This is a genomic window from Streptomyces sp. NPDC088147, from assembly GCF_044741565.1.
GTDB lineage: Bacteria > Actinomycetota > Actinomycetes > Streptomycetales > Streptomycetaceae > Streptomyces.
Genome location: NZ_JBIUSY010000009.1, coordinates 70,431 through 90,975, shown reverse-complemented (window position 1 = coordinate 90,975; position 20,545 = coordinate 70,431). Strand labels below are relative to the sequence as shown.

General features: G+C 69.9%; 18 protein-coding genes and 1 pseudogene. 11 read left to right on the top strand and 8 right to left on the bottom strand.

The annotated features are described in order from the left end of the window. Positions 1-89: 89 nt before the first annotated feature. Both ACIOGX_RS29260 and ACIOGX_RS29255 read right to left on the bottom strand, forming a co-directional pair. A complete protein-coding gene (locus tag ACIOGX_RS29260) occupies positions 90-1,469 on the bottom strand; it encodes an aspartate aminotransferase family protein (protein WP_356511449.1) in 1,380 nt (459 codons plus the stop codon). Further along, on the bottom strand, positions 1,454-1,957 hold the full coding sequence (locus ACIOGX_RS29255; protein WP_129772176.1) for an Lrp/AsnC family transcriptional regulator: 504 nt from the start codon (positions 1,955-1,957) through the stop codon (positions 1,454-1,456). Before ACIOGX_RS29255 ends, ACIOGX_RS29260 begins: the two co-directional genes overlap by 16 nt. A gap of 193 nt (positions 1,958-2,150) precedes the next feature. Here ACIOGX_RS29255 and ACIOGX_RS29250 point away from each other — a divergent pair, with 193 nt between their 5' ends. Beyond that, positions 2,151-3,590, top strand: a complete 1,440-nt coding sequence (locus tag ACIOGX_RS29250; RefSeq protein ID WP_356511451.1) for a gamma-aminobutyraldehyde dehydrogenase — start codon at positions 2,151-2,153, stop codon at positions 3,588-3,590. 341 nt (positions 3,591-3,931) lie between these two features. After that, the gene (locus ACIOGX_RS29245; protein WP_356511589.1) at positions 3,932-4,801 is read left to right on the top strand and encodes an MIP/aquaporin family protein; all 870 of its coding nucleotides are present in this window, start codon (positions 3,932-3,934) and stop codon (positions 4,799-4,801) included. Between the two features lie 22 nt (positions 4,802-4,823). Here ACIOGX_RS29245 and ACIOGX_RS29240 read toward each other — a convergent pair. The 4 genes and pseudogenes from ACIOGX_RS29240 to ACIOGX_RS29225 all read right to left on the bottom strand — a co-directional run. Then, a pseudogene (locus tag ACIOGX_RS29240) lies at positions 4,824-5,423 on the bottom strand (histidine kinase); the annotation flags it as partial. Between the two features lie 49 nt (positions 5,424-5,472). After that, on the bottom strand, positions 5,473-6,288 hold the full coding sequence (locus ACIOGX_RS29235; RefSeq protein WP_356511453.1) for an SAM-dependent methyltransferase: 816 nt from the start codon (positions 6,286-6,288) through the stop codon (positions 5,473-5,475). Positions 6,289-6,385: 97 nt separating this feature from the next. Continuing rightward, positions 6,386-7,159 (bottom strand): glycerophosphodiester phosphodiesterase, encoded by a 774-nt coding sequence (locus ACIOGX_RS29230; RefSeq protein WP_356511591.1) that lies wholly within the window; start codon positions 7,157-7,159, stop codon positions 6,386-6,388. A gap of 2 nt (positions 7,160-7,161) precedes the next feature. After that, complete coding sequence (locus ACIOGX_RS29225) at positions 7,162-8,187, bottom strand: adenosine deaminase (RefSeq protein ID WP_384766452.1); 1,026 nt, start codon at positions 8,185-8,187, stop codon at positions 7,162-7,164. Between the two features lie 167 nt (positions 8,188-8,354). On the opposite strand from ACIOGX_RS29225, the gene ACIOGX_RS29220 reads away from it, so the two are divergent. After that, positions 8,355-9,146 (top strand): DUF4190 domain-containing protein, encoded by a 792-nt coding sequence (locus ACIOGX_RS29220; protein WP_356511457.1) that lies wholly within the window; start codon positions 8,355-8,357, stop codon positions 9,144-9,146. On the opposite strand, the gene ACIOGX_RS29215 is transcribed toward ACIOGX_RS29220, so the two are convergent. Next, positions 9,136-9,777 (bottom strand): NADAR family protein, encoded by a 642-nt coding sequence (locus ACIOGX_RS29215; RefSeq protein ID WP_401917648.1) that lies wholly within the window; start codon positions 9,775-9,777, stop codon positions 9,136-9,138. The genes ACIOGX_RS29220 and ACIOGX_RS29215 overlap by 11 nt on opposite strands. A 211-nt stretch (positions 9,778-9,988) precedes the next feature. Here ACIOGX_RS29215 and ACIOGX_RS29210 point away from each other — a divergent pair, with 211 nt between their 5' ends. The 8 genes from ACIOGX_RS29210 to ACIOGX_RS29175 all read left to right on the top strand — a co-directional run bounded on the left by ACIOGX_RS29210 (position 9,989) and on the right by ACIOGX_RS29175 (position 19,934). Next, on the top strand, positions 9,989-11,509 hold the full coding sequence (locus ACIOGX_RS29210; protein WP_383962864.1) for a gamma-aminobutyraldehyde dehydrogenase: 1,521 nt from the start codon (positions 9,989-9,991) through the stop codon (positions 11,507-11,509). Between the two features lie 42 nt (positions 11,510-11,551). Next, positions 11,552-12,799 carry a spermidine/putrescine ABC transporter substrate-binding protein gene (locus tag ACIOGX_RS29205; protein ID WP_356511463.1) on the top strand — a complete coding sequence of 416 codons (1,248 nt, stop codon included), beginning with the start codon at positions 11,552-11,554 and terminating at the stop codon, positions 12,797-12,799. Between the two features lie 75 nt (positions 12,800-12,874). After that, complete coding sequence (locus ACIOGX_RS29200) at positions 12,875-14,059, top strand: ABC transporter ATP-binding protein (RefSeq protein ID WP_401917645.1); 1,185 nt, start codon at positions 12,875-12,877, stop codon at positions 14,057-14,059. Then, positions 14,056-14,988 (top strand): ABC transporter permease, encoded by a 933-nt coding sequence (locus ACIOGX_RS29195; RefSeq protein ID WP_356511467.1) that lies wholly within the window; start codon positions 14,056-14,058, stop codon positions 14,986-14,988. The genes ACIOGX_RS29200 and ACIOGX_RS29195 overlap by 4 nt, the downstream gene beginning before the upstream one ends. Beyond that, positions 14,988-15,782, top strand: a complete 795-nt coding sequence (locus ACIOGX_RS29190) for an ABC transporter permease (protein WP_356511469.1) — start codon at positions 14,988-14,990, stop codon at positions 15,780-15,782. Before ACIOGX_RS29195 ends, ACIOGX_RS29190 begins: the two co-directional genes overlap by 1 nt. Positions 15,783-15,818: 36 nt before the next feature. Then, complete coding sequence (locus ACIOGX_RS29185) at positions 15,819-17,267, top strand: NAD(P)/FAD-dependent oxidoreductase (protein ID WP_401917643.1); 1,449 nt, start codon at positions 15,819-15,821, stop codon at positions 17,265-17,267. Positions 17,268-17,467: 200 nt separating this feature from the next. Beyond that, the gene (locus ACIOGX_RS29180) at positions 17,468-17,956 is read left to right on the top strand and encodes a hypothetical protein (protein WP_401917641.1); all 489 of its coding nucleotides are present in this window, start codon (positions 17,468-17,470) and stop codon (positions 17,954-17,956) included. A gap of 151 nt (positions 17,957-18,107) precedes the next feature. Further along, entirely contained in the window at positions 18,108-19,934 is a 1,827-nt protein-coding gene (locus tag ACIOGX_RS29175) for a chitinase (RefSeq protein WP_401917639.1), read from the top strand. Here the strand turns inward: ACIOGX_RS29175 and ACIOGX_RS29170 are convergent. Continuing rightward, positions 19,888-20,463, bottom strand: coding sequence for a phosphatase PAP2 family protein (locus ACIOGX_RS29170; RefSeq protein ID WP_401917637.1), 576 nt, complete (start codon positions 20,461-20,463; stop codon positions 19,888-19,890). The genes ACIOGX_RS29175 and ACIOGX_RS29170 overlap by 47 nt on opposite strands. Positions 20,464-20,545 lie beyond the last annotated feature (82 nt).

Here is a 20,545-nt window from a genome sequence, read left to right as displayed (position 1 = left end):
AGTACGGACAGCACACGGCCCGGGTGCCGCCCTTCTCACTCGAAAGGCGGCACCCGGGCCGTCATGCGGGGGTGGGAACCCCGTCACCGTCAGAGCTTGGTCCACGCCTCCGTCAGCACCGACCGCAGGATTCCCTCGATCTCGTTGAACGTCGACTGGTCGGAGATCAGCGGCGGCGCCAGCTGCACGACCGGGTCACCGCGGTCGTCGGCCCGGCAGTACAGGCCGTTCTCGTACAGCTTCTTGGAGAGGAAGCCGTACAGGACGCGCTCCGTCTCCTCGTCCGTGAACGTCTCCTTCGTGGCCTTGTCCTTCACCAGCTCGATGCCGTAGAAGAAGCCGTTGCCGCGGACGTCACCGACGATCGGCAGGTCGTGCAGCTTGTTCAGCGTGTCGAAGAAGGCGGACTCGTTGTCCAGGACGTGCTGGTTGAGGCCCTCGCGCTCGAAGATGTCGAGGTTGGCGAGGCCGACCGCCGCCGAGACCGGGTGACCGCCGAAGGTGTAGCCGTGCAGGAAGGTGTTGTCGCCCTCGTAGAACGGCTCGGCGAGCCGGTCGGAGACGATGCACGCGCCGATCGGGGAGTAGCCCGAGGTCATGCCCTTGGCGCAGGTGATCATGTCCGGTACGTAGTCGAACTTGTCGCACGCGAACATCGTGCCGAGCCGGCCGAAGGCGCAGATGACCTCGTCGGAGACGAGCAGGACGTCGTACTGGTCGCAGATCTCGCGGACCCGCTGGAAGTACCCGGGCGGCGGCGGGAAACAGCCGCCCGCGTTCTGCACCGGCTCCAGGAAGACCGCCGCGACCGTGTCCGGGCCCTCGAAGAGGATCTGCTGCTCGATCTGGTCGGCGGCCCAGCGGCCGAAGGCCTCGGGGTCGTCGCCGTGCAGCGGCGCGCGGTAGATGTTGGTGTTCGGCACCTTGTGCGCGCCCGGGACCAGCGGCTCGAACGGCGCCTTCAGGGCCGGCAGACCGGTGATCGACAGGGCTCCCTGCGGTGTGCCGTGGTAGGCGACGGCGCGCGAGATGACCTTGTACTTGGTCGGCTTGCCGGTCAGCTTGAAGTACTGCTTGGCGAGCTTCCAGGCGGTCTCGACCGCCTCGCCGCCGCCCGTGGTGAAGAAGACCTTGTTGAGGTCGCCCGGCGCGTAGTGGGCGAGCCGCTCGGCCAGCTCGACGGCCTTGGGGTGCGCGTACGACCAGACCGGGAAGAAGGCCAGCTCCTGCGCCTGCTTGTAGGCGGTCTCGGCCAGCTCGTGGCGGCCGTGCCCGGCGTTCACCACGAACAGCCCCGAGAGACCGTCCAGGTAGCGCTTGCCCTGATCGTCGTAGATGTAGGTGCCCTCACCACGCACGATGGTGGGCACGGGTGCGTTCTCGTACGACGACATGCGGGTGAAGTGCATCCACAGGTGGTCGTACGCGGTTTTGGAGAGGTCCTTGCTCACGGCTATCGGGTTCCCCACATGTAGGTCTGCTTCTTCAGCTTGAGGTAGACGAAGCTCTCGGTGGAGCGCACGCCGGGGAGCGCGCGGATCCGCTTGTTGATCACGTCCAGCAGGTGGTCGTCGTCCTCGCAGACGACCTCCACCATCAGGTCGAACGAGCCCGCGGTCATCACCACGTACTCGCACTCGTCCATGGCCGACAGCGCGTCCGCGACGGGATCCAGATCACCCTCGACATGGATGCCGACCATCGCCTGGCGCCGGAAACCCACGGTGAGCGGGTCGGTGACGGCGACGATCTGCATCACGCCCTGGTCGAGCAGTTTCTGCACGCGCTGGCGCACGGCCGCCTCGGAGAGGCCGACGGCCTTGCCGATCGCGGCGTACGGACGCCGCCCGTCCTCCTGGAGCTGTTCGATGATCGCGAGGGACACGGCATCGATGGACGGCGATGATCCGTTCCCGGTCCTGGAGTCTGTCCTGGAGTCTGCGCTGCGACTGGCCACGCGCTTCACTGTGCACTGCGACTCGTCTGTCCCGCAACCCTGTATCGATGAAATTCGTTGTTAAGGCGATCGAATCTCACCGAATCCGAAGTTGTGGGGGGTCCGGCCTGTCGAAAGCGTCGACCGACCGATTAGGGTGGGTGTCTCACCCATCGGACATTCCGATACGTAACTTCCGACAGGAGGGGTGGCAGTGACCACCGAGCTGCGCCGGCTGCGTAACTACATCAACGGAGAGTTCCGGGACGCCGCGGACGGGCGGACCATCGACGTGGTCAACCCGGCCACGGGCGAGGTGTACGCCACCTCCCCGCTCTCGGGACAGGCCGACGTCGACGCCGCCATGGAGGCCGCCGCGGCCGCCTTCCCGGCCTGGCGCGACACCACCCCGGCCGAACGCCAGAAGGTACTGCTCAAGATCGCGGACGCCTTCGAGGAGCGGGCGGAGGATCTGATCGCCGCCGAGTCCGAGAACACCGGCAAGCCGCTGGAGCTGACCCGCACCGAAGAGATCCCGCCGATGGTGGACCAGATCCGCTTCTTCGCGGGTGCCGCCCGGATGCTCGAAGGCCGCTCGGCCGGGGAGTACATGGAGGGGCTCACCTCCATCGTCCGCCGCGAGCCGGTCGGTGTCTGCGCGCAGGTCGCGCCCTGGAACTACCCGATGATGATGGCCGTGTGGAAGTTCGCGCCGGCCCTCGCCGCGGGCAACACCGTGGTGCTCAAGCCGTCGGACACCACCCCGGCCTCGACCACGCTGATGGCCGAGATCATCGGGGCGATCGTCCCCAAGGGCGTCTTCAACGTCATCTGCGGCGACCGCGACAGCGGCCGGGCGATGGTCGAGCACCCGATCCCGGCGATGGCCTCGATCACCGGTTCCGTACGGGCCGGCATCCAGGTCGCCGAGTCGGCGGCCAAGGACGTCAAGCGCGTCCACCTGGAGCTGGGCGGCAAGGCGCCGGTCGTCGTCTTCGAGGACGTCGACATCGCGAAGGCCGTCGAGGACATCGCGGTGGCGGGCTACTTCAACGCGGGCCAGGACTGTACGGCCGCCACCCGCGTCCTCGTCCACGAGTCGATCCACGACGAGTTCGTGACGGCGCTCGCGAAGGCCGCGGCCGACACGAAGACCGGCGCCGCGGACGACGAGGACGTGCTGTACGGCCCGCTCAACAACGCCAGCCAGCTGAAGCAGGTCTCCGGCTTCATCGAGCGGCTGCCGGCCCACGCCAAGGTCGAGGCGGGCGGCCACCGGGTCGGTGACAAGGGCTACTTCTACGCCCCGACCGTCGTCTCCGGCCTCAAGCAGGACGACGAGATCATCCAGAACGAGGTCTTCGGACCGGTCATCACCGTCCAGTCCTTCACGGACGAGGCGCAGGCGCTGGAGTACGCCAACGGCGTCGAGTTCGCGCTCGCCTCCTCGGTGTGGACCAAGGACCACGGCCGCGCGATGCGGATGTCGAAGTCCCTGGACTTCGGCTGCGTGTGGATCAACACCCACATTCCGCTGGTCGCGGAGATGCCGCACGGCGGCTTCAAGAAGTCCGGCTACGGCAAGGACCTCTCGGCGTACGGCTTCGACGACTACACGCGTATCAAGCACGTGATGACCTCGCTCGACGGCTGACCGGGCCGCCGGGGCGGGTCCCCGGCCGACGCGGAATTCCCGTGGGAAGGGCGGGCGGCGGACTTCTTGTCCACCGCCCGCCCTTTTCGTTCGCGCGCGGCGGAAAACCCTCACCCGAATGGCTCCCCGGCCCGTGTGACAGGCCCTCAGCTGTGCGCCGCACTCGCCGGGCGCATTCCACCGGACGGTCCTACAGTCGCTTCTATCAAGGCCCGCTCGGGCCGTCTGATGGATGTCCGAAGCCTGTCCGAAGCCTGTCCGAAGCAGGAGGAGCAATGGCGACCACCAGTGCGACCACCAGTACAAAGCGCCGGGGCTACCATGAAGGACTCAATGGCGAACTGCTCGCGGAATTCCTGGGAACGTTCGTACTGATCCTGCTGGGCTGCGGGTCGGTCGCCGTGGCCGTCGCCGGACTCCCGGGTTCGGGCCGCCAGACGGTCGCCTTCGGCGCGGCGAACTGGCTCATCATCTCGTGGGGCTGGGGGCTCGGCGTGGTCTTCGGGGTCTACGTCTCCGGAGGTATCAGCGGAGGGCATATCAATCCGGCCGTCACGCTCGCCTTCGCCGCGCGCCGCGGATTCCCCTGGAAAAAGGTCCTGCCGTACTGGGGCGCACAACTCCTGGGCGCCTTTCTCGCCGCCGCCGTGGTCTTCGCCGCGTACAGCTGGGCCATCGACGATTTCAATGACAAGGCCGGAGTCGCCAGGGACGAGTCACTCTCCACCTTCTCGATCTTCGCCACCTTCCCGGCCGAATACTTCGGTAATTCCTGGTGGGGTCCCTTCCTGGACCAGATCATCGGAACCGCGATTCTCCTCATTCTGGTCTGCGCGCTCGTCGACAGCCGCAACAGCGCGCCCCTGTCCAATCTCGCACCGTTCCTGATCGGTCTGGTCGTCTTCGCGATCGGTCTGAGCATCGGGACGAACGCCGGATACGCGATCAACCCCGCGCGTGACTTCGGTCCGCGACTGTGGACGTACATCGTGGGCTGGGGGGACATCGCGCTACCGGGCACCTTCCAGTGGTTCAGCGGCTATTTCTGGATCCCGATCGTCGGACCGCTCGTCGGGGGGCTCATCGGGGTCTTCGTCTACGACCTGTTCATCGGGAAGGTGCTGACGGCCCGCGCCAAGGAGGCGCCGCCGGAGACGCTCAGGGCCGAGGACCCGGGACCGTCGAGGGACGACCCGGGCGCCGACCTGTGAGGCCGCGGGCCTACGCGGGCGGGGCCTGGACCACCGTGACGCTGACCGCGTGCGACAGGATGTCGTGCATCTCCCGGGCGATCCGGGCCCGTTCACGCGCCGTCGCCTGCTCGGCCTCGATACGGTTCGCCCGTTCCAGCTGAGCCGCCCGGTCCTCGACCGCCGCCGTATAGGCCCGGCGGGTGTGGGTCAGCCGGCCGAACGCGTACGCCGCGCCGAACACGAAGAGCGAGAACAGCAGCTCCCTCGCCTCCCCTGAGTTCAACGCGACCCCCGGGGGGACCAGCGCGAAGGTCAGTACGGCGGCGGGGACGCGGCGGCGGGCGGGGGACAGCGCGGCGACGGTGTAGAGCGCCATCAGACTCGTGTACGGCAGCGGCTGGCCCGGACCGTCGAGCGTGAACCTGTAGAGGATCTGCGCCACCACGACGGCCAGCAGGACGGTCACGGGCGCCCGGCGCCGCCGGACCAGCGGCAGCACGGCCAGCGTGGTCAGACCGTACGACGGCCAGTCGGCGGGCGGCAGTCCCGGCCCGCGCGGCACGACGAACGGAATGGTCACCGCCGCCTGGATGAGCAGGGCCACCCCGATGTCGACGGCGCACGGACCGGCGCCGGGCAGCGCTCGGCCACGCGCCCCCGCCCCTTCGCTCCTCCCTGTTCCCGGCACGTCAGGGCTTGCGGGCCACCACGCCGAACTGGGCCACCTCCGCCGCGCCGTCGTCCCGGCGCGGGTCGGGGCGCCAGCGCGCGCAGGAGACGATGCCCGGCTCGAACAGTTCGAGACCGGCCACGAAGGACTCGATGTCCGCCCGGCCGCGGGCCGTGATCGGCGGAGTCGCGTTCTCGTTCCAGAACCGCATGGCCTCCGCGTTGCCGTCGCCGCCCAGCTCCAGCGTGGGGTGGGTGAGCACCAGACAGCTGCCGGAGGGTACGGCGGCCAGCAGCTTCCGTACGATCGACCGCGCCTCGTCCGTGTCGAGGACGAAGTTCAGGATGCCGAGCAGTATGACCGCCACCGGCTGCCGCAGATCGAGCGTCGGCTCGACGCCGGCCAGGATCGCGTCCGGATCGTGGGCGTCCGCGTCGATGTACTCGGTGACACCCTCCGCCGAACCCGTCAGCAGCGCGCGGGCGTGCGCCAGCACGATCGGATCGTTGTCGACGTAGACGATCCGGGACTCGGGCGCGATCCGCTGCGCCACCTCGTGGGTGTTGTCGACGGTGGGCAGGCCCGTGCCGATGTCCAGGAACTGCCGTACGCCCAGGTCCCCGGCGAGATGCCGGACCGCCCGGCCGAGGAACGCCCGGTCCGCGCGCGCCACTTCCCCGATGCTCGGGTACATGCCGGTGATCCGGTCGCCGACCGCGCGGTCGACCAGATAATTGTCTTTTCCGCCCAACCAGTAGTTCCAGACGCGCGCGTTGTGGGCGATGTCGGAGCGGATACGTCCCGTCGCGCGCGCGTTGTCGTGGTCGTCGGACATATCCGCTCCTCTGCTCCTGTCGCGCCCGTCGTGATCACCGGAGGGGACCGTCGATCACGGCAGGGGGCTCGTCATGCCCGACCGTATGCCCGGGGGCTCAGGAACGACGAGTCCCCAGGAGCGCCGCCAGGACATCGATCCGGTTGGTGGTGACGGAGTCGACGCCGTGCGCGATCAGCCGGCGCATGCTGCGCCGGGTGTCCGCGGTCCAGGCGGAGACCAGCAGGCCGTCCCGGTGGTCGCGGTCGGCCAGCTCCCGGCTGACCAGCCCGAACCGGTAGTTGAGCCAGCGTGGCCGCACCGCCGCGAGCAGGGCCGGACGCGGGGGCGCGAGCGTTGTCCATGTCATGGCGATCTCGGCGCGCGCGTCGGCCGCGCGGACGGCGAGCATCGCGCCGGGGCCCGCGCAGTAGTACACGCGCTCGGCGGCGTCGCAGTCGCGCACCGTGCCGATGATCGTGCGTACCGACTCCTCGGTCGCGCCGGGAAGGTCCACCATGAAACGCGTCCCGTCCGTGGCCGCGTTCCCGCTGCCCGCGTTCTCGCCGGGCGCGCCGTCCGGGTCCGGCGCCGTGAGGGCTTCGCGCAGCGTCGGGACACCGCCGTCCGTCAGCGCGCGCAGCTCCTCGTACGTCAGCTCCGCCAGCCGCCGGTCATGGCCCCAGAGCCGCTTCAGCGTGGAGTCGTGCAGCAGCACGGGCACGCCGTCGCGGGTGAGCCTGACGTCGATCTCGACCGCGTCCGCGCCCCGCCGCCGCGCGGAGCGCACGGACGGGAGGGTGTTCTCCCGTACGCGGTAGGGATCACCGCGGTGGCCGACGGCGACGACGGTCCGCGCGGCGGTGTCCCGGTCCGTCCGGTCGCCGGCCATCGTCAGCGCGCGAGCCACTGGGCGGTGTACGCGTCGATCTCGGCGGCGAGACGCTTCTTGCCGTCCGTGTCGAGGAACGAGGCTTCGACACCGTTCTTCGCGAGATCCGCGAGACCGCGCTCGTCCAGGCCGAGCAGCCGGGCGGCCACCCCGTACTCCTTGTTGAGGTCCGTGCCGAACATCGGCGGGTCGTCGCTGTTGACCGTCACCAGCACACCGGCCGCGACCATCGCCTTGATCGGGTGCTCGTCGAGATCGAGAACGGCGCGGGTGGCGATGTTGGAGGTCGGGCACACCTCCAGCGGGATGCGGCGCTCGGCGAGGTACGCGAGCAGCTCCGGGTCCTGGACGGCGCTCGTGCCGTGGCCGATGCGCTCCGCGCCCAGGTCGTGCAGCGCGTCCCAGATCGTCCCCGGACCCGTCGTCTCACCGGCGTGCGGCACGGAGTGCAGGCCCGCGGCGATCGCGCGGTCGAAGTACGGCTTGAACTGCGGCCGGGGCACCCCGATCTCGGGGCCGCCGAGACCGAAGGCGATCAGTCCCTCGGGCCGCAGGTCCACCGCGAGCCTCGCGGTCTCCTCGGCCGCGGGCAGCCCGGCCTCGCCGGGGATGTCGAAGCACCAGCGCAGCACGACCCCGAACTCGGCCTCGGCGCTCTTCCTGGCGTCCTCGATCGCCTCCATGAAGCCCTGCTCCGGGATACCGCGGCTGGTCGAGCTGTACGGGGTGACCGTCAGCTCGGCGTAGCGGATGTTCTGGCGGGCCATGTCACGGGCGACCTCGAAGGTCAGCAGCCGGACGTCCTCGGGGGTACGGATCAGATCGACGACGGAGAGATAGACGTCGATGAAGTGCGCGAAGTCGGTGAAGGTGAAGTAGTCGGCGAGCGCCTCGGGGTCGGCGGGGACCTTGGAGTCCGCGTGCCTGGCGGCCAGTTCGGCCACGATACGGGGCGACGCCGATCCGACATGGTGCACATGCAGTTCGGCCTTGGGCAGCCCCGCGATGAAGGGGTGCAGATCGGTCATCGGGGTCCTCCGGATGCTGGGGCGGGTGCCAAGAGGGAGCGGCCGTGGGCAGGGACGGGACCTCCGCACCCTGCCCGGGGCCGCTCGGGTCAGGGATCATCGTAGGCCGGGCCGTTTCCGTGTGGAGCGGAGCCCGTAGCATGACGGAATTACGATGGGGGAGGCCCATGTCAGACAAGAGCGAGCAGCCGCCGGGCGGCTACGAGCCGGGTGATCCGTGGGCTCCGCCCGAGCAGCGGATTCCGCTGGACAAGCCGGCGCCGCTGCCGCCGCCGCCGATATCACCCGAGCTTCCGGGACAGCAGCAGTCAGCGGGGGCCGCCCCGTACCCACAGCCCCCGCGGCCGTCGGCGGGATCGGTGCACAACCAGCCGACGATCACGGACGCGCCGACCGGAGGGCCCGAGTTCGGCGCCGTGCCCCCGCCGCCCACCGCTCCCGGGGGACCTGCCCAGCCCGCCCCCGGTCCCTACGGCTACCCGGGCGCCTCGCCCGTCCAGCACCCCGCCGCTCCGTACGGCGCCGGCGCGGGACCGGGACAGGCCCCGGGCTATGGCTATCCCGGCTACCCCGCGGCCCAGCCCTATCCGGGCATGCCCGGGTACGGCCAGCCCGGCTGGCAGCCCCCGGCGAACGGTATGGGCGTCGCCGCGATGGTGCTCGGCATCCTGTCCGTCTGTCTGTTCTGCCTCTACGGCATCGGCGGCATCGTCCTCGGCGTACTCGCGCTGATCTTCGGCATCGTCGGCCGGAAGAGGGTGCAGCGGGGCCAGGCCACCAACGAGGGCCAGGCCCGCGCCGGTGTCATCCTCGGGTCGATCGGTATCGCACTCGGCGTCATCTTCCTCGGCTTCATCATCTGGGGCATCACCCAGGCGATCAACGAGGAGCGGAACAACGACTACGACAGCACCTACGACGACTACAGCACCTCGCTGGTGGTCGACGTCACCCGCTAGACCCGGCAGACCCCGGGGTCGCGGCGACGGACGCGGTCCCAGTCGCCGTCCCGGTCGCGGTTCCGGCCTCGGTCCGGAGCCGCTCACGCGCCTCCATCAGCGCCAGGCCCAGGAGATTCAGCCCGCGCCAGCGCGCCGGATCCAGCGCCCGCTCGTCGTCCGAGGCCAGCCCGATGCCCCAGATCCGGTCCATCGGGCTGGCCTCGACGAGTATCCGGTCGCCCGTGGCCAGCAGGAATCCGCGCAGCGCGGCATCCTGCCCGAATTTGTGGACGCTGCCCTCCACCACGATGCCGAGGCGCTCGCGCTCCCAGACGGCCTCGTCGAAAGCGCGCACCAGCCGCCCCGCCTTCTTGGCGAGCGCGGGATTCGCCGCCTCCAGAACGGCGCGCTCGGCCCGCTCGTCCCCGAAGAGCCGTGCCTTGCCCGCCATCATCCAGTGCTCGGCCGTCGCGTATTCCACCCCGTCCACCGCGAACGGCGACGGCCACCACTGACTGAGACAGCTCGCGCCGAGCGTGCCGTCCCGGCGCGGGGCGTGCCCCCAGAAGAGCAGGTACTTCTCACGCCCCGAGTGCCCCGAGGGCTCCGAATGCACTGAGCGCCCCGAGGGCTCCGCGTTCTTCCCCATGCATGCGAGTCTGGCAGCCACCACTGACATTCCGTCCGCGGATCAGCACGCTGACGCGACACATGGTCGACCGATTCCGTCGCGTAACCAAAAGGCAACAACGGAATCCCTTGTTGAGGTGGCAGTGCTCTGTCAGGATCGGCACTCAATCGAAGCCGGAACAACAGCCGGAACAACAGCTGACCAACCAGCTGGAACATCGGAGAGCGTCATGGCCAACCGCTTCCAGGTGCGGGACCGCTTCGCGGACGGTGCGCAGTTCATCGGCGGGCGGTCGCGTCCGGGCACCTCGGGACGTACGCACGCCGTCGTGAACCCGGCGACCGGCGAGGAGCTGTACGCGTACGAACTGGCGGGCCCGGCCGATGTCGACGCCGCCGTCGCCGCCGCGCGCGAGGCGTTCCCCGGCTGGTCGGGCACCACCCCGGGGGAGCGCTCCGACGCCCTGCACCGGTTCGCGGCCGTCCTCGCCGAACAGGCCGACGACTTCGCGTACGCCGAATCGCTCCAGTGCGGCAAGCCGATCAAGCTGTCCACCGAGTTCGATGTCCCCGGCACCATCGACAACACCGCCTTCTTCGCGGGCGCCGCACGCCATCTCCAGGGCGCCTCGGCCGGTGAGTACAGCGCCGGTCACACCTCGTACGTACGCCGCGAGCCGATCGGCGTCGTCGGCTCCATCGCGCCCTGGAACTACCCGCTCCAGATGGCCGCCTGGAAGATCCTCCCGGCCGTCGCCGCGGGCAACACCATCGTGCTCAAGCCCGCCGAGAACACCCCCTTCACCTCGCTGATGTTCGCGCGGGCCGCCCAGCGGGCCGGACTGCCCGACGGCGTGATCAACATCGTCTGCGGCGCGGGGCCCGACGCCGGGGAACGTCTCGTCGGCCACCCCGATGTCGTGATGACCTCGTTCACCGGCTCCACCGCCGTCGGAAAGCGCGTCGCGGAGATCGCCACCGCCACCGTCACACGCCTCCATCTCGAACTCGGCGGCAAGGCGCCCTTCCTGGTCTTCGACGACGCCGACCTGGAGGCCGCCGTCCACGGCGCGGTCGCCGGTTCCCTCATCAACGGCGGCCAGGACTGCACGGCCGCCACCCGCGCCTATGTGCAACGGCCGCTGTACGACGCCTTCGTCGGCGCCGTCGCCGAACTGATGGAGACCGTGCGCATCGGTGACCCCTTCGATCCCGCCACCGACCTCGGCCCGCTGATCTCGCACACCCACCGCGACCGGGTGGCCGGCTTCGTCGACCGGGCCCGCGGCCACGCCCGGATCGTCACCGGCGGCGAGGCGCCCGGCGGCGTGTGGAAGGACGGCGCGTACTACCGCCCCACCCTCGTCGCGGACGCCGCCCAGGACAGCGAGATCGTCCAGTCCGAGATCTTCGGCCCGGTCCTGGTCGTCCTGCCCTTCGACTCCGACGACGAGGGCATCCGGCTCGCCAACGACACCCCGTACGGCCTCGCCGCCTCCGCCTGGAGCCGCGACGTCCACCGCGCCGGCCGGGCCACCCGTGAGATCAAGGCCGGCTGCGTCTGGGTCAACGACCACATCCCGATCATCAGCGAGATGCCGCACGGCGGATACAAGGCCAGCGGGTTCGGCAAGGACATGTCGGCGTACTCCTTCGAGGAGTACACGCAGGTCAAGCATGTGATGTACGACAACACCGCGGTGGCCAGGAAGGACTGGCACCGCACGATCTTCGGGGACCGCCCCCAGTGACCGTCCGCCCGCAGTGACCACCCACCCGAAAGGGCACAGCGCATGGAGCAGTACGAGCCCGACCGCCTCTCCGGGGCCCAACTGGCCGCGATGCGGCGCAGCCTGACCAGCGGCAGGGGTGCCCTCACCCGCCGTTCCATGCTGCGCGCCACCGGTGTCGGCGCGCTCACGATCGGCGGGCTCGCCGGTCTGAGCGGCTGCGGGATCCCGCCGGCCAAGCGGGAGGGCGACGGCCCGGCGTCCACCGACCACTCGGCCGACGAGAAGCGGGTCGTCTTCTCCAACTGGACCGAGTACATGGACGTCAGCGAGGACGAGAAGCACTACCCGACGCTGGAGGCGTTCACCAAGCGCACCGGCATCGGCGTCAAGTACACCGCGGACATCAACGACAACGTCGAGTTCTTCGGCAAGATCCAGCCGCAGCTGGCGGCCGGCCAGGACACCGGCCGTGACCTCATATGCGTCACCGACTGGCTCGCCGCCCGCATGATCAGGCTCGGTTACGCGCAGAAGCTCGACCCCGCCCAACTGCCCCACGCGTTCGCGAACCTCTCCGGCCAGTTCCGCTCACCCGACTGGGACCCGGGACGCGCCCACAGCTACCCCTGGACCGGCATCCCCACCGTCATCGCCTACAACGCGAAGGCCACCGGCGGACGGACGGTCGACTCCGTGTCCCAGCTGCTCGACGACCCGCGGCTCAAGGGACGCGTGGCCTTCCTCTCCGAGATGCGCGACTCCATCGGCATGACCCTGCTCGATCTGGGCAAGGACCCGGGCAGCTTCACCGACGACGACTTCGACGCGGCCGTCGCCCGTCTCCAGAAGGCCGTCGACAAGAAGCAGATCCGCCGCTTCACCGGCAACGACTACACCGCCGACCTCGACAAGGGCGATATCGCGGCCTGTGTCGCCTGGGCCGGGGACGTCGTCCAGCTCCAGACCGACAACCCGGACATCAAGTTCGCCATCCCCCGCAGCGGCTACATCATCTCCAGTGACAATCTCCTGGTCCCGGCCAAGGCGCGGCACAAGACCAACGCCGAGAAGCTCATCGACCACTACTACCGGCCGCCGGTCGCCGCCCAGCTCGCCGCGTACATCAACTACGTCTGCCCGGTCGACGGGGTGCGCGCCGAACTCACGAAGATCGACAAGTCGATGGCCGACAACACACTGATCCTCCCGGACGCGGCGATGGCCGCCGCCTCGCACGCCTTCCGCTCCCTCAGCGCCGAGGAAGAGACGGCGTACGAGCAGAAGTTCGCCAAGCTCATCGGCGCCTGACGCCGTACCTCCCCCATCGCCGGGGACGGCCTGGTCTCAGCCCGTCCACCTCTCTCATCCCCGGGACCGTTACCCATGACAGAGACTGCATCCACCAGCCGGGGCGGCGGCGACGTCCGCCTGTCCGGGATCAGCAAGACGTACGGATCCTTCCGCGCCGTCCAGCCGCTCGATCTCACCGTGCCGCAGGGCTCCTTCTTCGCTCTCCTCGGTGCGTCGGGGTGCGGCAAGACCACCACCCTGCGGATGATCGCGGGCCTGGAGGAGCCGACCACCGGCACGGTCCACCTGGGCGACAAGGACGTCACCGGCCTGCCCCCGTACAAGCGGCCGGTCAACACCGTCTTCCAGAGCTACGCGCTCTTCCCGCACCTCGACATCTACGAGAACGTCGCCTTCGGACTGCGCCGCCGCGGCATCACGTCCGTACGCAAGCAGGTCGGCGAGATGCTCGATCTCGTCCAGCTCGGCGACTTCGCCAAGCGCAAGCCGCACCAGCTCTCCGGCGGCCAGCAGCAGCGGGTCGCCGTCGCCCGCGCCCTGATCAACCACCCGCAGGTGCTGCTGCTCGACGAACCGCTCGGCGCCCTCGACCTCAAGCTGCGCCGCCAGATGCAGCTGGAGCTGAAGCGCATCCAGACCGAGGTCGGCATCACCTTCATCCATGTCACCCACGACCAGGAGGAGGCCATGACGATGGCCGACACGGTCGCGGTGATGAACGGAGGCGTGGTCGAGCAGCTGGGCAGCCCCGCCGATCTCTACGAGAACCCGGACACCACCTTCGTCGCCAACTTCCTCGGCACCTCCAACCTCATCGAGGCCGAGGTCGCCGAGATCCACGGCGACGACCTGGTGGTCACGGCGGGCGGCGCCGCGCTGCGGCTGCCCGCGGGACGCTGCTCCGCCCCGACCTCGCGCGGCGGCAGGCTGCTGGTCGGCATCCGGCCCGAGAAGATCTCGCTGGCGCACGCGGACGACGCGGCCGGCATCCCCGACGGACGCAACCGCATCACCGGACGGATAGCCGACTCCAGCTTCATCGGGGTCTCCACGCAGTACGTGATCGACAGCCCCGTCTGTCCGGAGTTCGAGGTGTACGCGCAGAACGTCGAGCGGGACAGCCGGCTCGCCCCCGGCGCCGAGGTGGTCCTGCACTGGAACCCGGCGCACAGCTTCGGTCTGGACGCCGCCCAGTCCCCGCTCGCCGGGACCGTGGGCTCCGCGGGCGCCGAGACGGTGGACGAGGAGGTCTCGTGACGCTCACCGAGGCACCCCCCGCCGCGCCCGCCACCCCGCCGGACCTCCCCGTACGCAAGGCGTCCACGCGCAAGCGGCTCGTCCCGTACTGGCTGCTGCTGCCCGGCATCCTCTGGCTGCTGGTCTTCTTCGCGCTGCCGATGGTCTACCAGGCCTCGACGTCCGTACAGACCGGCTCCCTGGAGAAGGGCTTCGAGGTCACCTGGCACTTCCAGACCTACTGGGACGCGCTCCAGGAGTACTACCCGCAGTTCGTGCGCTCCCTGCTGTACGCCGGCACGGCCACGATCCTGTGTCTGCTGCTCGGCTACCCGCTCGCGTATCTCATCGCCTTCAAGGCCGGACGCTGGCGCAATCTGCTGCTGGTCCTCGTCATCGCCCCGTTCTTCACCAGCTTCCTGATCCGTACGCTCGCCTGGAAGACGATCCTCGCCGACGGCGGCACGGTCGTCGGCCTCCTGGACTCCCTGCACGTGCTGGACGTGACCAGCTGGCTCGGCTGGACCGAGGGCGACCGCGTGCTCGCCACCCCCATGGCCGTGGTCTGCGGACTCACCTACAACTTCCTGCCCTTCATGATCCTGCCGCTCTACACCTCGCTGGAGCGCATCGACGGGCGGCTGCACGAGGCCGCGGGCGATCTGTACGCCACGCCGCTGACCACCTTCCGCAAGGTGACCTTCCCGCTCTCCCTGCCCGGCGTCGTCTCCGGCACCCTGCTCACCTTCATCCCGGCGAGCGGTGACTACGTCAACGCCGAACTGCTCGGCTCCACCGACACGAAGATGGTGGGCAGCGTCATCCAGACGCAGTTCCTGCGGGTCCTGGACTATCCGACGGCCGCCGCGCTCTCGTTCATCCTCATGGCGATCGTCCTGCTGATGGTCACCTTCTACATCCGCCGAGCAGGGACGGAGGACCTGGTCTGATGCGCTGGCTCCGACGCAACATCGTCGTCATCGCGGGCGTGGTGACGCTCGGCTATCTGATCGTGCCCAACGTCGTCGTGATGGTCTTCTCCTTCAACAAGCCGAACGGGCGCTTCAACTACTCCTGGCAGCGCTTCTCGCTGGACGCCTGGAAGGATCCGTGCGGGGTCGCCGACCTGTGCGGCTCGCTGACGCTCTCGCTCCAGATCGCCGCCTGGGCGACGCTCGGCGCCACCGTCCTCGGCACGATGATCGCGTTCGCACTGGTCCGCTACCGCTTCCGGGCCCGCGGCTCGATCAACTCACTGATCTTCCTGCCGATGGCGATGCCCGAGGTCGTGATGGCCGCCTCGCTGCTGACGCTCTTCCTCAACCTGGGCGCGCAGCTCGGCTTCTGGACCGTGCTCATCGCACACATCATGTTCTGTCTCAGCTTCGTGGTGACCGCCGTCAAGGCCCGCGTCATGTCGATGGACCCCCGGCTGGAGGAGGCGGCACGGGATCTCTACGCGGGGCCCGTGCAGACCTTCGTACGGGTCACGCTGCCGATCGCCGCCCCCGGGATCGCGGCGGGCGCCCTGCTCGCCTTCGCGCTCTCGTTCGACGACTTCATCATCACCAACTTCAACGCCGGCTCGACCGTGACCTTCCCCATGTTCGTCTGGGGCTCCGCGCAGCGCGGCACGCCGGTGCAGATCAATGTCATCGGGACGGCGATGTTCGTCATCGCCGTACTGCTGGTGGTCGGCGGCCAGCTGATCAGCAACCGGCGGAAGAAGACCGCCACCACCTGAGCGGACCTCACCCTCCCCCGTAAGGAGTTGGAAGACATGGCCCCAAGCGCCATGCGTACCGCCACCGCGGCGCTCTCCGCCGCATCGCTCTCCGACGCGCGGCCGGTCCCGTACTGGCTGGACGACCCCGGCAGGCCGGGGGCCCTGCCGGCCCTCACCGGCGACGAACACTGCGACCTGCTCGTGATCGGCGGCGGCTACAGCGGGCTGTGGACCGCGCTGCTCGCCAAGGAACGCGATCCGGAACGCGACGTCGTCCTGATCGAGGGCCGCGAGGTGGGCTGGGCCGCCTCCGGCCGCAACGGCGGCTTCTGCGCCGCCTCCCTCACCCACGGCTTCGGCAACGGGCTCGCGCGCTGGCCGGGTGAGCTGCGGAAACTGGAGGAGCTGGGCGAGCGCAATCTCGACGCCATCGAGGCGACCGTCGCCCGCTACGCCATCGACTGCTCCTTCGAGCGCACCGGCGAGATCGACGTCGCCACCGAGCCGTACCAGCTGGACGACCTCCACGAGCTGTACGAGGAGGGGAAGCGCCACGGCCGCACCGGGCTGGAGTTGCTCGACCGGGACGCGGTGCGCGCCGAGGTCGACTCGCCGACGTTCCTGGGCGGGCTGTGGGACCGGCGCGGCGTCGCCATGCTGCACCCGGCCAAGCTCGCCTGGGGCCTCAAACGCGCCTGCGCGGACCTCGGGGTGCGCCTCTACGAGAACACCCCCGGGCTGGAGCTGGCGCGTACCGGGACCGGAGCGGGAGCCGGGTCCGGGATGGCCGTCCGTACGCCGTACGGGCGGATCTTCGCGCGCCGGGTCGCGCTCGGCACCAACGTGTTCCCCTCGCTGGTCCGGCGCGTGCGTCCGTACACCGTCCCGGTCTACGACTACGCGCTGATGACCGAGCCGCTGACCGAGGCACAGCGCGCCGCGATCGGCTGGAAGAACCGTCAGGGGCTCGGCGACAGCGCCAACCAGTTCCACTACTTCCGGATCACCGACGACCACCGCGTCCTGTGGGGCGGTTACGACGCGATCTATCCGTACGGCGGGCGGCTCGACACGGCGCTCGACCACCGCCCGGAGACCTATCTCAAGCTCGCCGGCCACTTCTTCCACTGCTTCCCGCAGCTGGAGGGGGTGCGCTTCAGCCATGCCTGGGGCGGCGCCATCGACACCTGTTCGCGCTTCTCGGCCTTCTTCGGCACGGCGTACGACGGCCGGGTCGCGTACGCCGCCGGCTACACCGGGCTCGGCGTCGGGGCGACCCGCTTCGGCGGGGAGGTGATGCTCGATCTCCTGGCGGGCGAACGGACCGAGCGCACCGCGCTGGAGATGGTCAGGACCAAGCCGCTGCCCTTCCCGCCCGAACCGGCCGCATGGGCCGGGATCGGTCTCACCAAATGGTCGCTGGCCCGCGCGGACGCCCGGGGCGGACAGCGCAATCTGTGGCTGCGGACCATGGACCGGCTGGGGCTGGGCTTCGACAGCTGAGCCGCGCCGCCGGACCCCTGTGAGCCGGATCCGCCGGACCCTGTGAGCCGGATACCGGGAACCCTGTGATCCGGATGTCAGGACCCCTGTGATCCAGATCACCGCAAGATCACCGGCCGAACCCGCGTCATCGACCGGCACCCTCCGTGTCTCCTCCTTGTGGACAGATTGTCCAACAATACGGAGGGGAGGCCGGGCAGATGACCGGCTCAGGGGCGAACAACGCGGTGGAGTGGCTGATCTCGGTGGCACCGGATCCCGAAGCCTGCCGGCGGGAGTGGGAGCGCAACCCCCTGGGGGTGGCTCTCCTGCCCGCGGGCAGGCGCTGGGACGTACTGATCCTCCCCGGTGAACTGGGCTATCCGACCCTCGACGTGCTGACCAGGCTCGTCGACCGGCCGGGGCCCGTGCTCGCCGACTTCGGCGACGCGCGTATGGGGTTCCTCGTGCCGCCGGGCACGGTCGCGCGCTGGCTCGGTACGGGTGTACGCGGCGCCGGCTCCGGTACCTGGATCGTCGTGCCGTACCCGGGGCGGACGAGCGGCGGCATGCGCTGGCTGATCCCGCCGGACGGCTCGGGCACCCTCACCGACGCGTCACTGCTGGAACTGGCCATGCACGAGGCCGCGGCGAACATCGCCGCGGGAGACCGGGACGGCGACGGGGGCGGGGAGGGCGGCGCCGTGTGACCCGGGAGCGCGGGGGGAGTGGGCGAGCGGGCCGAGCGGGGAAGCGGGGGCGGTTCCGGGACGGCGCTGTCAGAGGTCTTGACCAAGCAATTGGTCTGGACCATGCTGTGCGCGCTCCGCCACCTCATTTCCCCCATGCCCGGAGGCAGTTGTGGAACGCACCAGACGTCCTGCTCCGTACCCAAGACTGGTGGCCGCCCTCGCGGCCGCCGTACTCACCGCGGGCGGACTCGTCGCCGCCGCCCAGACGGCACGGGCCGCCGACGCGGACATCGCCCGCAACGGCGGCTTCGAGTCCGGCCTGACCGGCTGGAGCTGCACGGCGGGCAGCGGCGCCGTCGTCACCACCCCCGTCCACGGCGGCGGCGGCGCGCTCAAGGGGACCCCCGCGGGCAGTGACAACGCCAAGTGCTCGCAGACCCTCACGGTCAAGCCGGACTCCGCGTACACACTGAGCTCCTGGGTCCGCGGGGGCTACGTCTATCTCGGCGCCTCCGGCACCGGCACCACCGACGTCTCGACCTGGACGCAGTCCGCGTCCGACTGGCAGAAGCTGACCACGAGCTTCCGCACCGGCCCGAGCACCACCTCGGTGACCGTCTACACCCACGGGTGGTACGGCACGCCCGCCTACTACGCCGACGACCTCACCCTCGTCGGTCCCGGCGGCACTCCGGAGCAGCCCCCGGCCGTCCCCACCGGCCTGAGGGCGGGCACCGTCACCTCGACCTCCGTGGCGCTCTCCTGGGCGCCCGTCACGGGAGCCACCGGCTACACCGTCTACCGCGGCGGCACCAGGGCACTGGACGTCAGCGGCACCTCGGCCACCGTCACCGGACTCAGCCCCGCCACGGCGTACAGCTTCCAGGTCGCCGCCACCAACGCCACCGGCGCCTCCACGCTCTCGCCCGCCGTCACCGCCACCACCTCCGCCCCGGGCGGCGGCGGAGGCGGCGGCGCGGACCTGCCCGCCCACGCGCTGGTCGGCTATCTGCACTCCAGCTTCGCCAACGGCTCCGGCTACACGCGGATGGCCGATGTGCCCGCCTCGTGGGACGTCATCAACCTCGCCTTCGGCGAACCCACCTCGGTCACCTCCGGCGACATCCGCTTCAGCCTCTGCCCGGTCGCCGAATGCCCGAACGTCGAATCCGCCGCCGAGTTCAAGGCGGCGATCAAGGCCAAGCAGGCCGCGGGCAAGAAGGTCCTGATCTCCATCGGCGGCGCGAACGGCCAGGTCCAGCTGTCCACCACCGCCGCCCGCGACGCCTTCGTCTCCTCGGTCTCCAAGATCATCGACGAGTACGGTCTGGACGGCCTGGACATCGACTTCGAGGGCCACTCGCTCTCGCTGAACACCGGCGACACCGACTTCCGCAACCCCACGACCCCGGTCGTCGTCAATCTCATCTCCGCGATCAAGACCCTCAAGGCCAAGTACGGCGCGGACTTCGTCCTCACCATGGCCCCCGAGACCTTCTTCGTCCAGCTCGGCTACCAGTTCTACGGATCCGGCCCCTGGGGCGGCCAGGACCCGCGCGCCGGCTCGTACCTCCCGGTGATCCACGCGCTGCGCGACGACCTCACCCTGCTGCACGTCCAGGACTACAACTCCGGCCCGATCATGGGTCTGGACAACCAGTACCACTCGATGGGCGGCGCCGATTTCCATATCGCCATGACCGACATGCTGCTCACCGGCTTCCCGGTCGCCGGTGACACCACGAAGGTCTTCCCGGCGCTCCGCCCCGACCAGGTGGCCATCGGCCTGCCGGCCTCGACCCAGGCGGGCAACGGCCACACCTCACCGGCCGAGGTGAACAAGGCGCTGAACTGCCTGACCAAGAAGACCGACTGCGGTTCCTACCAGACCCATGGCACCTGGCCCGCCCTGCGCGGACTGATGACCTGGTCGATCAACTGGGACCGCTTCAACCAGTGGGAGTTCTCGCGGAACTTCGACGCGTACTTCGGCTGACATCGCGCGATCCGGCCACGCGGAGGGCCCGCTCCAGAGCCAGGAGCACCATCCCGCACAGCGCCAGGCTGCCGAGGACGTCCAGCGGCCAGTGGTAGCCACGCAATATGAGACCGGTGCCCGTCGCCAGGGTGAGCAGGACGGCGGCGGGCACCGCCCGGTTCCGCGGCCGGCCGGGCGCGAGGAGCAGCGCGGCGGCGCCGTACGCGACCATCGCCGTCGCCGTGTGCCCGGACGGGTAGTACCCGGTGGCGTCGGTGAACAGTCCCGGCCGGTCGGTCCAGATCTTGAGCGGTACGACCAGAGCGGGCACGGCGGCCATCGCGAGCGCCGCCGTCAGCGGCCGTGCGCGCTGCCCGCGCCACAGCGCGTATCCGATGGCCACGGCCAGTACGGGCACGGCGACGAGCATGCTGCCGAGATCGGCGAGGAATTCCGTCAGTGGTCTGGGCCCCTGGCCCGCGAGCGCGTGACCGGCGCGCTCGTCGGCCGAGCGCAGCGGACCCCCTGCGGACACCTGCCAGGTCACGAGCGTGAAGAGGGCCGCGCACAGCGCGAAGGGGAGCCAGAACCGCCGGGCGGGGCGGGGGAAGAAGGACGGCCGCCCGGGA